This is a genomic window from Flavobacterium hauense (assembly GCF_054457175.1).
The window spans coordinates 47,391-63,211 of record NZ_JBTKVX010000006.1 but is presented as its reverse complement, the minus strand read 5'-3'; the positions used below and the strand labels follow the sequence as shown (position 1 = coordinate 63,211).

Annotated in this window: 12 protein-coding genes; 5 read left to right on the top strand and 7 right to left on the bottom strand. The window is 39.7% G+C overall.

What is annotated here, in order from left to right; all coding sequences use genetic code 11:
• Nucleotides 1–17: 17 nt before the first annotated feature.
• The 4 genes from ACX0HA_RS05545 to alaS form a co-directional block, all read right to left on the bottom strand.
• Entirely contained in the window at nt 18–620 is a 603-nt protein-coding gene (locus tag ACX0HA_RS05545) for a DUF4230 domain-containing protein (protein WP_458844277.1), read from the bottom strand.
• Nucleotides 621–671: 51 nt separating this feature from the next.
• Nucleotides 672–1,622, bottom strand: coding sequence for a GSCFA domain-containing protein (locus tag ACX0HA_RS05540; RefSeq protein ID WP_458844276.1), 951 nt, complete (start codon nt 1,620–1,622; stop codon nt 672–674).
• A gap of 85 nt (nt 1,623–1,707) precedes the next feature.
• Nucleotides 1,708–2,457, bottom strand: a complete 750-nt coding sequence (locus tag ACX0HA_RS05535) for a hypothetical protein (protein ID WP_458844275.1) — start codon at nt 2,455–2,457, stop codon at nt 1,708–1,710.
• A gap of 124 nt (nt 2,458–2,581) precedes the next feature.
• Nucleotides 2,582–5,209 carry an alanine--tRNA ligase gene (gene alaS / locus ACX0HA_RS05530; RefSeq protein WP_458844274.1) on the bottom strand — a complete coding sequence of 876 codons (2,628 nt, stop codon included), beginning with the start codon at nt 5,207–5,209 and terminating at the stop codon, nt 2,582–2,584.
• Between the two features lie 148 nt (nt 5,210–5,357).
• Between alaS and ACX0HA_RS05525 the strand changes: the two genes are divergently transcribed.
• The 5 genes from ACX0HA_RS05525 to ACX0HA_RS05505 are packed head-to-tail and all read left to right on the top strand — an operon-like array spanning nt 5,358 to nt 8,542.
• The gene (locus ACX0HA_RS05525; protein ID WP_458844273.1) at nt 5,358–6,335 is read left to right on the top strand and encodes a M23 family metallopeptidase; all 978 of its coding nucleotides are present in this window, start codon (nt 5,358–5,360) and stop codon (nt 6,333–6,335) included.
• Complete coding sequence (locus tag ACX0HA_RS05520; RefSeq protein ID WP_458844272.1) at nt 6,335–6,664, top strand: MerR family transcriptional regulator; 330 nt, start codon at nt 6,335–6,337, stop codon at nt 6,662–6,664. The genes ACX0HA_RS05525 and ACX0HA_RS05520 overlap by 1 nt, the downstream gene beginning before the upstream one ends.
• A gap of 11 nt (nt 6,665–6,675) precedes the next feature.
• On the top strand, nt 6,676–7,266 hold the full coding sequence (locus ACX0HA_RS05515) for a LemA family protein (RefSeq protein ID WP_458844271.1): 591 nt from the start codon (nt 6,676–6,678) through the stop codon (nt 7,264–7,266).
• 10 nt (nt 7,267–7,276) lie between these two features.
• The gene (locus ACX0HA_RS05510) at nt 7,277–7,714 is read left to right on the top strand and encodes a TPM domain-containing protein (RefSeq protein ID WP_458844270.1); all 438 of its coding nucleotides are present in this window, start codon (nt 7,277–7,279) and stop codon (nt 7,712–7,714) included.
• Between the two features lie 51 nt (nt 7,715–7,765).
• On the top strand, nt 7,766–8,542 hold the full coding sequence (locus tag ACX0HA_RS05505) for a TPM domain-containing protein (protein WP_458844269.1): 777 nt from the start codon (nt 7,766–7,768) through the stop codon (nt 8,540–8,542).
• A 53-nt stretch (nt 8,543–8,595) separates the two neighbouring features.
• Here ACX0HA_RS05505 and ACX0HA_RS05500 read toward each other — a convergent pair whose 3' ends face one another.
• From ACX0HA_RS05500 to der, 3 genes are all read right to left on the bottom strand, one after another.
• Nucleotides 8,596–11,433, bottom strand: a complete 2,838-nt coding sequence (locus tag ACX0HA_RS05500) for an outer membrane beta-barrel protein (RefSeq protein ID WP_458844268.1) — start codon at nt 11,431–11,433, stop codon at nt 8,596–8,598.
• Between the two features lie 90 nt (nt 11,434–11,523).
• On the bottom strand, nt 11,524–14,337 hold the full coding sequence (locus ACX0HA_RS05495; RefSeq protein ID WP_458844267.1) for an outer membrane beta-barrel protein: 2,814 nt from the start codon (nt 14,335–14,337) through the stop codon (nt 11,524–11,526).
• A 148-nt stretch (nt 14,338–14,485) separates the two neighbouring features.
• On the bottom strand, nt 14,486–15,796 hold the full coding sequence (gene der, locus ACX0HA_RS05490; RefSeq protein ID WP_458844266.1) for a ribosome biogenesis GTPase Der: 1,311 nt from the start codon (nt 15,794–15,796) through the stop codon (nt 14,486–14,488).
• Nucleotides 15,797–15,821: the final 25 nt, after the last annotated feature.

The window sequence follows — 15,821 nt, the reverse complement described above, 5'->3', positions numbered from 1 at the left end:
AGCGCTCTTTTTTTGTTTTAAAGCAATACGTCGATAGTCTGGTTGTTTACCGTTTCACCATTGTATTGCAATTTCCATCCCATAGTGTTGGTTAGTATCAGTATTTTAGAAAGCTCACTTATGAGCCTGTTCTGCGCATTAGACTTAAGTGTCGACTTTTCTATTTTATTGCGCAGGCTTTCTTTTACCTGTTTGTTGATTTTATTGTAATCTTCATGGGAGAACTCATTAAAGGTGCTTTGCTGAACATCATAGAATTTTAGGTCAGGACTGATCTTTATCTCTTCTTTCGGAATGTTTTTTATGGTAATGGTTTTATTCGGCTCGTCAATATCATACTCTACTTTGCTCAAATCGTAGCTAACCGTAACATCGGCATTGACAATAACTAAGGCCTTCTTTTCAAAAGGAATCAGGAAATATTTCTGCTGGTCTTTAAAGGTCAGCACTTCCGAGTAATGCCCTTCGGTGACTACCAGCTTTCTTACATTGCGCAACTGCTCCTGTATTAAGGCTGTTTCTTCTATGGTTGAAGTATCTTTCTTTTTAAATTCGCAGTAATGGAAAGCCAGCATTGTCAGTGCTATCGCAATTATGCCAAGTAGTATTTTGCGTACCATTTTTTATTTTAAATATAAGGAGAATTTGTAAAGCACTCTGTTATTGTTGACTTAAAATGTAATATGCGAATGTTGCTTTTGAAGCAGCAAGATCTTATCGCTCAGTTTTGATAAAAACTGTTTGTGCTGATCAGTATCGGCATTGAAAGGGCGGTGTGACAAGCTTTTTTGTATACTATCTGTCAACTTCATTGTTTCCTGAGCATCCGGGGTGATATAAGCCGCTGTAAAGCGTTCCCATATATAATCTACAGCAATGGGCGACGGATGTATCATGTCTTCGGTATAAAAGCGGTAATCGCGAAGTTCGTCCATCATTATTTCGTAGGAGGGAAAGTAGTTTATCGTTTGTTGTTTGTTGTTTATGGTTTGGTGTAGTGCCGAAATAAGATTGGCTTTGCTCCATTGGTTTTCGGTAAAGCCGTCTTTTATATGGCGTACCGGCGAAACAGTAAATATCAAATTGAGTTTAGGATTTGCTTCTGTTACCATCGCAATGATACTATCAAGGCTTTGTTTGATGGCTTCGGGCGAAAGCAATTCTTTAGTGAATTCTTTTTGCGGAACCTTATGGCAATTGGCAACAAGATTTCCTGATGCTGTATTCCTGTAAACCCAGGCTGTGCCTAATGTTATGATAAGATGTGTAGCTTCTTTTAATTTGGCATTCGCCAATGAACAAGCTTCATTAAGATTTTTAAGCAATACATTTTTATCCGGATGGCTCAGGTCGGAGTGTGCATCGAAACAATGCCACAGGTCATTTTGCTGAAAGATATCAGAAGCTGTAAATTTCTTGTTTTGTAATGCGAACTCAATGAGCTTTTCCAATGCCAAAGGATGGAACAATATCCCAAGCGGATTGGTCGTATTCCTTAATTTAAAGTAGTCCAGCTTTTGCCCGATATTAACTGCAAAACATGAGCCTAACGACACAATTTTAGAATTATAATCGATAGGGGTGTTGCTCTTAGCGATGGGTATAGGAGTACTGAACTGCATTACTGAAAAATTAGAATGTAAACTTAAAAAAGAAAACCCAAACACTAAATGTTTGGGTTTTCTTTTTTAAGTAATCTGAATACTATTATTCGTAGAAGTATTGTGTTTCATACTCTAAAATGCCATCCCAAAAACTAGTTTCTTTTGTTGGGTATCCTGCATCATTATAGATATATTCGTATCTAAAAGACTGACCATCTCCTCTATTATTTGTAAGGATATTATTATTTCCTCCCTCAAGCACCGCTAAAGTCATAACATCTTCTGCAAATACATTTTTGAAAGGTGAATTTTTAGTATCAAAAGTTGATGTTGTTATTTCTGCTGATGATTCGGTAGGTGTAAAGATATATTTGGTAATATTTCCATTTATTAATGTAACAATACCTGTTCCGTCTAAATCGGTTTGAGCATTTTCATCACCAGTATATACTGTAACTGTAATAGTGCCATTGCTGTTATATGTATAAACATTCTTTGTTGCGTAGATAGTATCCATATATAATGAAAATTCTATGCTGGAAGTAAGTTTTTTGTTTGAATCATATTGATAAAGTAACTTGTAATAAGTTTCAGTACCATTAAAAGATTCTTCTTTTACAAGAAGGTCGTTAGCATAAGTAAAATCTGTATGTGTATCATTATCAGATACAAGACTTAAAAGTTTATTTCCGTCATAAGTTAGGGTGTAAGTAGTTGATTCCCCGCTTATAGTTTCAATCATTTTTTTTACTAAAACAGTATCGTTACCGTTGTTAGTAGCATCTGAAGAATCATCAGAACACGAAGTCATCATAAATAAGGCTATAGCAGCCATTGCAAGAACTTTTTTCATTTGTAATAATTGGTTTAAATTGGCGGCAAATGTAGTAAAAGTTCGACGGCTTCAAAGAAAATAATAAGGGTTGCAATGCTTTTTTTTACAAAGCGTTGCAACCCTTTTACTTATGGTCGAAAATTTATTTTATAAAACTTTCAGCAGCATTTAATGCCTCATTTATTCCTGCAGCGTTCTTACCACCTGCGGTAGCAAAGAATGGCTGTCCGCCGCCGCCGCCCTGGATGAATTTACCCAGATCACGCACTACCTGACCGGCATTTAGGCCTTTTTCAGCAACAAGCTCTTTAGATATGTAACAGGTAAGCATCGGTTTGCCTTCTTCGGCAGTTGCCAATACAAGGAAAAGATTAGTTCCAAGCGTTCCAAGCTCATAAGCAAGGTCTTTAGCGCCATTAGCGTCAAGGTCAACTTGTTTGGCAAGGAACTGAACGCCATTTATTTCTTTAAGCTCAGTAGCAAGTTCCCCTTTAAGGTTTTTAGCCTTATCGCGAAGCAATGCCTCAAGCTGTTTTTTAAGTTTTGCATTCTCATCCTGAAGTGATGCTACTGCCTTAAGGGTGTCCTGTGGATTCTTAAGGGCTGCATTGATTTCTTCAAGTTCTTTCTCCTGCGTTGCAAAGTAGGCTTTTACAGCTTCGTTAGTAATGGCTTCAATCCTGCGGATACCCGCTGCAACTGCGCCTTCGCTGGTAATTTTAAAGTACCATATATCGGCAGTATTGCTAACGTGGATACCACCGCAAAGCTCCATGCTTTCGCCAAATTTGATTGCACGTACATTATCGCCATATTTCTCGCCAAACAATGCCATAGCACCTTCTTCAACGGCCTGTTTGAAAGGTATGCTTCTGCGTTCAATAAGCGGAAGGTGTTCCTGGATTCTTGCGTTTACAAAATCTTCCACCTGCTTAAGTTCCTCATCGGTAACTTTAGAGAAGTGAGAGAAGTCAAAACGAAGATAATTAGGGCTTACCAACGATCCTTTTTGCTCCACGTGAGTGCCAAGAACGGCTCTCAATGCCTGATGCAATAAGTGTGTTGCCGAGTGATTGCTTGCAGAATCACTTCTTAGTTTCTCGTTCACTTTGGCGGTAAATGTACCGTTTACGTTTTCAGGAAGCTTTTTAGCGATATGTAGTATAAGGTTATTCTCTTTTTTAGTGTCAAGGATCTCGATAGTTTCATTAGCCGAAACTAACGCACCTTTGTCACCTACCTGACCACCACCTTCAGGGTAGAAAGGTGTGTTGTCAAGTACTATCTGGTAAAGTATACCATCTTTTTTAGAGTCCACTTTACGGTAACGGGTAATTTTTACTTCGTTTGCCGTTTGGTCGTAACCAACAAAAGTTTCGATGTTTCCTTCAGCTAATAAAACCCAGTCATCGGTAGCTACTTCAGAAGCTGCACGTGAGCGTGTTTTCTGGATTAAAAGCTCAGCATCAAAACCGGCTTTGTCATACGACAGTCCTTTTTCTTTAAGGATAAGTGCTGTTAAGTCTTCAGGGAATCCAAAGGTGTCATAAAGCTCAAATGCTTTTGCTCCGGATACTTCTTTACCTTCAGTTTGTGAAACTACATTTTCAAGTAGTTGTAATCCCTGATCCAATGTTCTAAGGAACGATGCTTCCTCTTCACGGATAACATTAGTCACTAGCGACTGCTGTGATTTGATCTCAGGGAAGAATTCACCCATCTGTGCAGCCAGTACAGCTACAAGCTCATTGATGAACGGCTCTTTTTTGTTCAGGAAGGTAAATCCGTAACGGATAGCTCTCCTTAATATCCTGCGGATTACATATCCGGCACCACCGTTTGATGGCAGCTGTCCGTCGGCAATAGCAAAAGCTACAGCACGCACGTGGTCAGCAATTACACGGATAGCGATATTGGTTTTCTCTTCGGCATCATTAGCTGCCTTGATAGTATATTTAGCTCCTGTAAGGGCTTCGATCTTTTCGATTAGCGGAGTGAAAACATCCGTATCATAGTTAGAAGTCACATTCTGAAGTACCATGCAAAGACGCTCAAAGCCCATTCCGGTATCTACATGCTGTGCAGGAAGTTTTTCCAGTGAGCCATCAGCCTTACGGTTAAACTCCATGAATACGTTGTTCCATATCTCTACAACCTGTGGGTGGTCATTGTTTACCAATGATTTTCCGGATACCAGCGCTTTCTCTTCAGCAGAACGGATGTCTACGTGAATTTCTGAACATGGCCCACATGGTCCCTGGTCGCCCATCTCCCAAAAGTTGTCTTTCTTGTTACCAAGAATGATGCGGTCTTCGTCGATAAGTTCTTTCCATATGTCGAAAGCCTCCTGGTCAAACGGAACGTTTTCTTCAGGGCTTCCTTCAAAAACACTCACATAAAGAATGTCTTTTGGTATTTTATAAACTTCAGTCAGTAATTCCCATGCCCAGTTAATGGCTTCCCTCTTAAAATAATCGCCAAAGCTCCAGTTGCCAAGCATCTCGAACATGGTGTGGTGGTACGTGTCAAAACCTACATCTTCCAGGTCGTTGTGCTTACCCGAAACACGAAGGCATTTCTGGGTGTCGGCAATACGCTTGCTCTTAGGTGTGCCGTTGCCAAGGAAATATTCCTTGAACTGCGCCATACCCGAGTTGTTGAACATAAGCGTTGGGTCGTCTTTAGTAACAATAGGAGCAGAAGGCACGATAAGATGGCCTTTCTCTTTGAAGAATTCTAAGAATTGTTTTCTTACATCCTGGGATTTCATATGCGGGCAGAAATTTTATTTAGTGTTTATTCGCAGGCGTTGCCTTAAAAGTGGTGCTAAAACCGTAACATTTACTACATTTGTTCGTTTATGTACTATAGCTCCTCCGGCATTTTACCTAAGGTGCAAAAATAGAATAATTTAAGACATGGCGAAGGTAAAATATTATTACGACGCAGAAAACTTAGCATACAGAATCATTAAACCCATGAGGGGTAAAAAAATAGGGGTACTCCTGTTGTTTTTATTCTCATCGGCGCTTTTTGGGTTCCTTTGTTTTGTGGCACTTCTTAACACACCTTTTTTTGAAACGCCAAAGGACAAATTACAGGCACGTGAAATTGAGAATATGAAGATTCGTTATGAGATACTAAACCACAAGATGGATCTTATCGATGAGGCGCTGGAAGATGTCGAAGACCGTGATAATGACCTTTACCGCGCTTATTTCAATGCTTCGCCCATATCCGACGAGCAGCGCAAAGCGGGCTTTGGCGGGGTTAACCGCTATAAGGATCTTGAAGGATTTGACAATTCAGAACTCGTGATAGGGACTACAAAGCGTCTTGATGTTATATCCAAAGAACTGGTAATACAGTCAAAATCACTTGATGAGATAGCCAAGCTGGCAAAAGATAAAGAGAAACTACTGGCATCTATCCCTGCTATACAGCCGGTAAAGAACGAAGACCTTCGCCAGATGGCGTCGGGTTTCGGATACAGGAGTGACCCTTTTACCAAGATTCGTAAATTCCATGCAGGAATGGATTTTTCTGCCCGTACAGGCACACCAATATTTGCCACAGGCGATGGTGTTGTGACTGCTGCAGATAACAGGCTTTCCGGTTATGGGAACCGCGTTGTGATACGTCATGGTTTTGGTTACGAAACCCTGTACGGACACATGAGCCGATTTAAGGCTAAGGCGGGCCAAAAAGTAAAAAGGGGAGATATTATAGGTTATGTAGGAAGTACAGGCCGAAGCGAAGCGCCCCACCTTCATTATGAAGTGCATAAGAACGGAGAGGTGGTTAACCCTCTGAATTTCTATTATGGAAATATTTCTGCAAAAGAATACATTTTAATTTCTAAATTAGCTAACCAGGAAAACCAATCGCTTGACTAATGCATTTAGAACTGCCTGAAAAAAGATACTACAGTATAGGAGAACTCGCAAAAGCATTTAATGTAAATGCCTCGCTTATCCGTTTTTGGGATAAGGAATTTGACGTGCTTAAGCCAAAGAAAAACGCCAAGGGCAACCGTATGTTCACACCTGAGGATGTAAAGAACCTGCAGCTTATTTACCACTTGGTAAAAGAGCGCGGCTTTACGCTTGAAGGTGCTAAAGTACACCTGAAGGAAGGACAGAAAAAAACACTCGATAAATTCGAAATTATCAGTAAATTAGAAGCTATTAAAACCAATTTGATAAATCTTAAAAACGAACTTTAAAACAAACGAACATGAAAAAATGGATTATCCCCGTAATTATTATTGCAGTGATTGTAATAATTGGCTTTTTTTGGGCAATGGGAATTAAGAATGGGGCTTTAGGTAAAAGCCAGGCAGTAGGAAGCGCATGGGGTAATGTTGAAACAGCTTACCAGCGTCGTAATGATCTTATAGGTAACCTTGTAGAAACGGTTAAAGGAGCTGCGAACTTTGAAAAAAGCACGCTTGTAGAAGTTATCGAAGCAAGAAGTAAAGCGACATCGGTACAGGTAAATGCTGCAGATGCAACACCTGAACAACTTGAGGCATTCAGCAGGGCACAAGCTAATCTAATGGGGTCTGTAAATAAACTTATCGGAAACGTTACGGTTGAGAAATATCCTGAACTTAAGGCAAATCAAAACTTCCTTAAACTACAGGATGAGCTTGCTTCTACGGAGAATACTATACAAACTGTACGTACGCGTTACAACGAGAGCGTACAGGATTATAATAACTATGTACTGAGATTTCCTAACTCAATGTTTTTAGGTGAGTATAAAGAGAAACCATACTTCAAGTCTGTAGAAGGTGCTGATAAACCTGTAGAGGTTAAATTTTAAATAAAGCGCTATGCCTGCAAATAATGATTTCCTAACCCCTGCTGACGAAGAAGCTATAGTTTCAGCAATACAGCAGGCCGAAAAAAATACCTCGGGTGAAATAAGGGTACATATCGAAAATCATAGTGAAAAACCTCCTCTCGAAAGAGCTCAGGAGGTTTTTCATCAATTGGGAATGCAAAACACTACCGTTCGCAATGGTGTATTGTTTTATGTTGGAGTTGATGACCATACTTTTGCCATTATTGGTGATGAAGGTATTGATAAGGCTGTAGAAACTGATTTTTGGGATTGTACTAAAGATGCTGTTATAAGTCATTTTAAAGAAAACCGTTTCAGGGATGGCCTTGTTGAAGGAATCCTGAAAGCAGGTGAAAGGCTAAAGACATATTTTCCTTATGCCGATGACGATAAAAACGAATTGCCTGATACTATATCCAGAGGATAAATGAAAAAGACACATCAATTTAATTTTATATTACTGCTAATCGCATTTTTAATGCCTTTAGCAGGATTTGCGCAGTTTGATATACCTAAAAAACCTGATTTACAAACCAGTGTTTATGATTATGCGCAACTTTTAAGCGCATCTGAAAAGAGTGCACTGGAAGAAAAGCTTGTACGATATTCAGATTCTACCTCAACGCAGATCGTTGTCATAACAGTTGAAACGATCAAAGGAGAGAGTATTGGTATACTAACACCAAAATGGGCTCATGAATGGGGTATAGGGCAGGCTGATAAGGACAATGGTATACTGATATTACTGGCCGCAAAAGAACGTGAAATCTGGATATCTCCGGGTTATGGGGTTGAAGACAAATTATCCGCAGGGATAGTTGGACAGATGACACGCGATGTGATAATTCCTGAATTTAAAGCAGGAAGTTATTATAACGGGCTTAATGCAGGTACAGATGCCATTTTTCAGTTGCTGAAAGGCAAATATAAAGAAGAACGCAAGAATCTAAAGAAAGGAGATAAAGATGGCGGAGGTGGTGGTATTTTTATATTCATCATTATATTCATTATCGTCATTGTAATCCTTTCGAAAAGAGGTGGTGGCCGTGGCGGTAACAATGGTGGCGGCTTTGGCTCTACCCTTACCGATATACTAATCCTAAGCAGCCTGGGAAGCGGCGGAGGTTCACGAGGTGGTTTCGGCGGCTTTGGTGGTTTCGGCGGCTTTGGTGGATCAGGCGGCGGAGGCGGAGGCTTCGGCGGCGGTTTCGGTGGAGGCGGATTTAGCGGAGGTGGTGCCGGTGGAAGCTGGTAATACTATGTAAAAAACGAAAGGCTGCAAATTCAATTTGCAGCCTTTCGTTTTTTTTAGAAGAACCAGAAACGGTCTTCATTATCTTTATTGTCTTTTTTAGTGCCAAACTTATCCAGTTTAAGGCTGAGTGAAAACATCACGTAGCGTTTAAGCACTGTATTTTGTGTGTCAGTTACTGAAGTAGGCGATATATAGCGTGAAGAACCCTGGTTCTGATTCAGCATGTCATATACCTTAACTTTAAACATTAGCTTGTTGTTAAGGAAGTTATACCCAAGGCTGGTATTCCATAAAAAGAAGTCTTTTTTGAAGCCGTCTCCCAAATTTGAGTTGTAAGTATAGGTAAAGTCGTTTCCAAATACAATATGTTTTGGCCAATAGCTTGTAGTCTGCAATCCGGCTTTGTGCACAAAGTTTGACTGGAAATCGGTGGCATAGTTAGTATAATGCGTTTCGTTATACTGAAAGCTGTAAATAGGGCTTATGTTAAGCAATTCGCCATAATCATAGGTAAGCCCAACTTTAGGGCCTACAGAGTAGGAATTTGCTTCATATAGCTGTTGATTGGTAATTCCTTTATCAAAACTGAAATTACCATACATTCCTAGATTAATCCTGTATTTGCTGGCACCTTCGGTTTTGATCTGTTTATTCCAGTTTCCTCCCATCCATCCATCATAGGTACCGCTTATGTTGCCATACTGTATCGTCTGTTTGGCACTGTCATCTATATCTGTGATTGTAATTACCTTGCTTGCGTTATAGCTTCCTCCTCCATAAAATGAATAGCCGCTGTTGGTCGCAAAATCATAATCATAAAAGCTTACATAAAAAGAATGCGATTCATTAGGGTCAAGGTTTTCATTACCTATGGTTGTGTACATGGGGCTGCTCAAATCAATTATTGGCAAAACCTGCGAAGCCGAAGGCATACTAACACTATAGTTGTAATTGACATATAATGATTGTGTCTTGGCAAACCTTAGATTCAGATTTGCATTTGCCCAGGGTAATAAATAGTTACGGTTTACAGTATAATCTGTGCCCATATAGACTCCAAAGTTTTTAAAGTCGATTATTGAGGTTCCCAATGATGCCCCAAAGCCATATCTCTTTTTGTTCAGGTTAAAGCCTGCAAAAGGCGTTATATATGTAGTGTTGCTCCTTGTATAATTTGTCAGCTCTTCAGATATGTCTGTATACCCATTTGTGGCATTGTCAAAATTGTAACCTTTACGGTTCTGTATGTTAGATTCAGTTCTATAGGTTGCACCAACTTTAAGTCGCAAAGAGTCTGTAATGGGCTCCGAAAAATTAAAGTTTCCTCTGTAATAATCTCTTGTGTTACCATTTGTTACTAACTGATTCCTTATATCAGCCCGTGTTTCGTCTATGCCGTCACCGTTAGTGTCTTCGTAGAAGAAGGTAGAAGAATTTGTGTACTGGGCAGCATTTTCTTTTTTGTTTTCTGAACTGAATTCAAAACTTACGGATCTGCCTTTTTTGTTCAGCATTTTTGTAGCAGTCAGTTCCGTTTCAAACGCATCGTTATCCGTTTCATTATAGTTAGAGCCATTACTTTCATTAAGCAGTTTTCCATCCTGGTTCTTAGTGTTGCTTAGCGATTCCCCTGATGTTTTTGATTTAGCTTTAGAAAATTTGGGAGCAAAATATACGGTAGTTGTAGAATCTGCCTTAATCTCAAATTCAGTATTTAAGTTATGTGCATACTTAAAGCTATTCATTCTTGATACAGACTCACTGATAAGGCTTTTGTTTACAGGAGTGCCGGGAGTAGGGTTAGCCTCTGTGGGCAGGAAAGTTTCAGACCTTGTTTTGTTATTGTTTTCAGTATCTGCACTGGTGTAGAAATAATTGATGTTCGGGTCAAGGCCTTTAAACCACTGGTCTCCATAAGTAAGTCCAAAAATATTGGTACGCGTAATACCATTGCCGCCGCCAAACTGCATTCCGTTAATCCCGAAGCTGCCATCGCCACTCATGTAGATATTGTTGCCCCTGCCGCCGCTCATGCTGTCAAAAACTTCATTCATGCTAAAGCCGGTAGTGTTTATATTGTTGGATGAAGCCAGCAGGCTTATCTTTCTGTTGCCTTTAAAGTAATTGACTAAGGCATTAGCCTCATAGCGTTTATCGCTGCCGTAGCCGCCAACGAAACGGCTAAAGAAGCCTTTGTTCTTATCTTCGTCAATGGTCAGGTTTATGCTGGCATTATTGCCCTCAGCATCTTTTCCTGTATATTCTTCTTCTTTTGTCTTTGTATCGGTTACCTGGACTTTATTGATTATTTCGGCGGGCAGGTTTTCGAGGGCAATTTTGCCGTCTTTGTCAAAGAACGGCTTGCCATTTACCAGTATCTGGTTTACTTCCTTTCCGTTTACTTTAATTTTGCCTTCGTCATCAATGGTTACTCCGGGCAATTGTTCCAGTAGGGTTTTTACATTGGCATCGGGCCTTACTTTAAAAGAGGCAGCATTAAACTCAAGCGTGTCTTTTTTTACACGGATAGGAGGTATCTCGTTCTCAATTACAAGTTCGTTTAGTTCAGTCGATTTGTCTGCGAGTTTTATGGTGCCAAAATCACGGTCTGCTTCAATGCTTGCGATTTCCTGCCTGTGGTCAGCAAGGCCTATGTAAGAGACCTTTAATAACACGGGGTTTAAAAGTTTACGTGTTTTTAATTCCCAATTTCCGTTCTTGTCAGTTATGGTATAATTTACGATTGAGGAGTCTTTTACCGAAGTGATGTAAACTGTGGCAGCCTCAAGGGCAAAATTTTGGTCATCAGTGATTTTTCCTTTGAGTATAATATTTTGTCCGAAGGCTGTAGCAGCAAACAGGCATAATAAAAGGGTAAAAATTTTGTGCATGTAAAGTGATTTAGGCTGGTTTGGTAGGTTTATACTTATAAACCGCTAAATAAACACTTTAGTATGAATAGTAATGTTAAAATTTTATATTTAATTGAAACGCATTCCTTCAAATCTTCTCTCGGGCCTGTTCTTGTTTTTCATACCTCCAAATTTTTCAAGTTTGTAAGTGAGCGAGAACATAATATAGCGTTTTAGAACAGTGTTTTCCTGATCAACAATGCTTGTTGGGCCAATAGTGCGCGAGGTAGCAAGGTTTTGATTCAAAACGTCGTATACCTTTACTTTAATCAATAAATCGTCGTTCAGGAAATTATAGCCTATGCTGGTGTTCCATAAATAGAAATCCTTCTTATAACCATCAGCAATATTTGAATTGTAAGTGTAACCAAAGTCATTGCCAAAAACTACATGTTTGGGCCAGTAGCTGGTGGTTTGCAAATTAACTCTGTGCACATAATTTGACGAAGAACTTATATTATAGTTGGTGTAATGATATTCGTTATACGTGAAGCTATACGAAGGGTTTATGGTTAGTAATTCTCCGTATTCATAAGTGAAGTTCAGATTTGGGCTAAAGCGTACGGATTCGCTATCGTACAACTCGCCGTTAAGGAAGCCTTTGTCTACATTATAACCTGCAGATCCTGTAAGGCTAAGGCGGTACGTATGTGCGTCCTTTTTAAAAGTTTTGTTCCAGTTTACAAAAAATGAATTGGTCATCACCCCGGACACGTTATGGTAGGTAGTGGTATTCTTTCCACTGTTGTCGGTTATTGTAAACTGGGTAATCTGGCTATCATAAAATGAGGAATTGAATGACACATTAAAGCCTGATTTTGAAGCCATGTTGAAATTTCGGTATGATAATCTCAATCGATGCGATTTATTTGGGTCAAGATCCGGATTACCTATGGTAGTGTTCAAAGGGTTGCTCAGGTCGGCTACAGGCAATACCTGGCTGGCTGAAGGAAAGGCAACAATGTAATTATAATTAAATGACACCGATTCGCTTTTTGCAAGTGAATACCTTGCATTCATCTCGGCAGACGGTAAAAGGTAATCTTTATTAAGTGAATAATCCTGCCCCAGGTAAGAAGCAAAGTTTCTAAATGAGGTTATATTAGTGCCTGCATTAGCATTTACATACAGTTTTCCTATATCGAAACGTAAACCAACCTTTGGTGTCAAAGTTCCCGTTTGCGAGCTGAGGTAGTTTGAAAGAGCATTATTGTAAGCGCTATAATTTCCTGTTGCGGCATCATAATCATACGTGTCACGATTGTCTACGGATTGGCTGAAATCATATCCTGTGCCGATTTCCACGGCAAGTGAATCGTTTATTGGTTCTGTATATTCAAAATCGAGGTTATAGGTGTCAGAATAGCTGTTAGTGTTTAATAACTGATCCCTGTTGTCGATTTCGGTTTCAATATCGTCGCCCGGATATTTATATTTTATAGTGTTAGACTGGTTTAGGGTCCTGTCATCATTTTTAGTATTGGTGTTGCCAAAAACTGCGCTTATGCCCCTGCCTCTGCGTGAGCGAAATTGCTTGTTATAGGTTAGCTGATTGCTAAAAGTGTTTGAATCGGTTTCGCTATTACTTGATGCCGTGCTTTCATTCATGCGTTTGCTATCAGCGATACGGTCTGAAAACTGGCTTGAATCACTTCTTGATCTTGAGTTTGTAGTGTTAAACCTTGGTCCAAAGTGCAGGGTAGAAGTTGAGTCTATCGCAAATTTAAAGTCGCTGTTTACAATGTTTGAATATCTTTCATTATCTGTCCTGGAAACAGATTGTGTAGTGTAGCTTTTATCTATCTCAGTATCCGGATTGTCATCATCTTTACTTACCGGGAGGTAATTTGTCGAGGTTGTACGGTTATTGTTTTCGGTATTTGTGCCGTTATAATTATAGCTTAAGTTTGCATCAAAACCTTTGAACCATTCATCGCTATAGTTTAAACCTGCCAGATCAGACCTGGTAATTCCCCTGCCGTTAACCATATTCATCATTCCCATTGCATTCCTGCCGCTGCCCATACTGTCAAACACTTCATTAAAGGTAAACCCGGAGGAATTGATGTTGTTTGATGCGGCCAAAAGGCTCAGCTTCATTTTGTCTTTAAAATAATTCATGAGGAGGCTGCTTTCATACCTGTCGTCGCTACCATAGCCGCCCATTGCTTTACCAAAAAAGCCTTTATTCTTGTCTTTCTTAATGGTAAGGTTAATACTCGTGTTATCGCCGCTGGCTTTTTGGCCTGCCAGTTCTTCTTTTTTTGTTTTAGTATCGCTTACCTGTACTTTGTCAATAATTTCTGCAGGGAGATTCTTTATGGCAACTTGTCCATCGGCATCAAAGAATGGCTTCCCGTTTACAAGTATCTGGTTTACTTCTTTTCCGTTCACGGTTATTTTTCCGTCCGAATCAATATCTACACCGGGCAGCTGTTTAAGCATGGTTTCTACATTGGCGTCGGGCCTTACTTTAAATGAAGCTGCGTTGAACTCGAGGGTATCTTTCTTTATCCTTATCGGAGGTACTTCGCCCTGAATTACTACTTCGTTAAGTTCGGTCGATTTATCAGCCAGTTTTATGGTGGCAAAATCGCGGTCCTGGTCTAAAGACTGGAATTGTTCTTTGTGATTTTCAAGTCCAACATATGATACTTTAAGAAATACAGGAGTGGTTATTTTTTTTGTTTTCATTTCCCATAATCCTGCTTTGCCGGATATGGTGTAATCTACCACCGACGAATCCTTTACAGAAGACAGGTAAATTGTGGCCGATTCTAAAGGGAAATCCTGAGAGTCGGTGATCTTGCCTTTCAGGCTTATGGTTTGGCTAAAGCAAATGGAGGAGCATAACAACAGTAGTAGCGTGAGTATTTTATGCATAAAATTAACTATAGGTAAGGTTATTCCTTATAAACAGCTAATTAACCATATTAGTGTGTTATAAGCAAGAATACTCATCAAAAGAATGTGTTAAAAGTGACGAATTGAATTCAAAAAAAATACCCCCGACAAAATCGGGGGCAGTATATTATTTCTGGCGGAAATAGATGTCAATCGGTACGCCTTCGAAGTTATAGATCTCACGCATTTTATTTTCAAGAAAACGCTTATACGGATCTTTTACATACTGTGGCAGGTTACAGAAGAACACGAACTGTGGGGTAGGTGTTGGTAACTGCATACAGAACTTAATTTTCACATACTTACCTTTAAGCGCCGGTGGTGGCTGATTCTCAATAATCGGAAGCATCGTTTCGTTAAATTTAGAGGTAGAGATGCGTTGTTTTCTGTTCTCAAATACTTCTACTGCTGTTTCAAGAGCTTTTAGCAAACGCTGTTTTGTAAGTGCAGAAACAAAAAGGATAGGCACATCGGTAAACGGCTGAAGCTCTTCACGTATCTTACGTTCGTAGTCACGTGTAGACATAGTATCTTTTTCTACAAGGTCCCATTTATTTACAAGGATAACTACACCTTTACGGTTCTTTTCAGCAAGCCAGAAAATGCTCTGATCCTGGCCTTCAAAACCACGGGTGGCATCTATTACAAGAATACAGATGTCGCTATGCTCAATAGCCCTTACTGAACGCATTACCGAATAGAACTCAAGATCTTCTTTAACCTTAGCTTTACGGCGTATACCTGCTGTATCAATAAGGTTGAATTCAAATCCGAAACGGTTATATTTAGTGTCAATGGCATCACGGGTAGTACCTGCAATGTCAGTAACGATATAACGGTCTTCGCCAATAAGTGCATTGATGAATGATGATTTACCTGCATTAGGGCGTCCTACAACGGCAAAACGTGGCAAGGCAACCTCATTCTCATCCGGAGCAACAGCTTCCGGCATCAGTTTTACAAGAGCATCAAGAAGCTCTCCGGTACCCGATCCGCTCATACCGGCAATGGTATAATATTCGCCAAGTCCAAGATTGTAGAATTCTACAGCATCTTTTTCACGCATAGAGTTGTCTACCTTGTTAACTGCAAGCAGAACCGGTTTAGTAACTTTTCTAAGTAATTTAGCGACTTCATCATCCATTGGGGTAATGCCTTCTTCAACATCAACCACAAATACGATAATGTCAGCCTCGTCAATAGCAAGCTCTACCTGACGGCGTATTTCGGCTTCAAAAACATCTTCAGATCCCTTGATGTAACCTCCTGTGTCTATTACAGAGAATTCTTTGCCATTCCATTCACTCTTACCATAGTTCCTGTCGCGCGTTACCCCACTAACAGAATCTACAATGGCTTCTCTTCGCTGTATCAGTCGGTTAAAAAAAGTAGACTTACCTACATTCGGCCTTCCTACAATAGCTACTATATTATTCATTACTATTTTTAAATTTTTTGCAAAA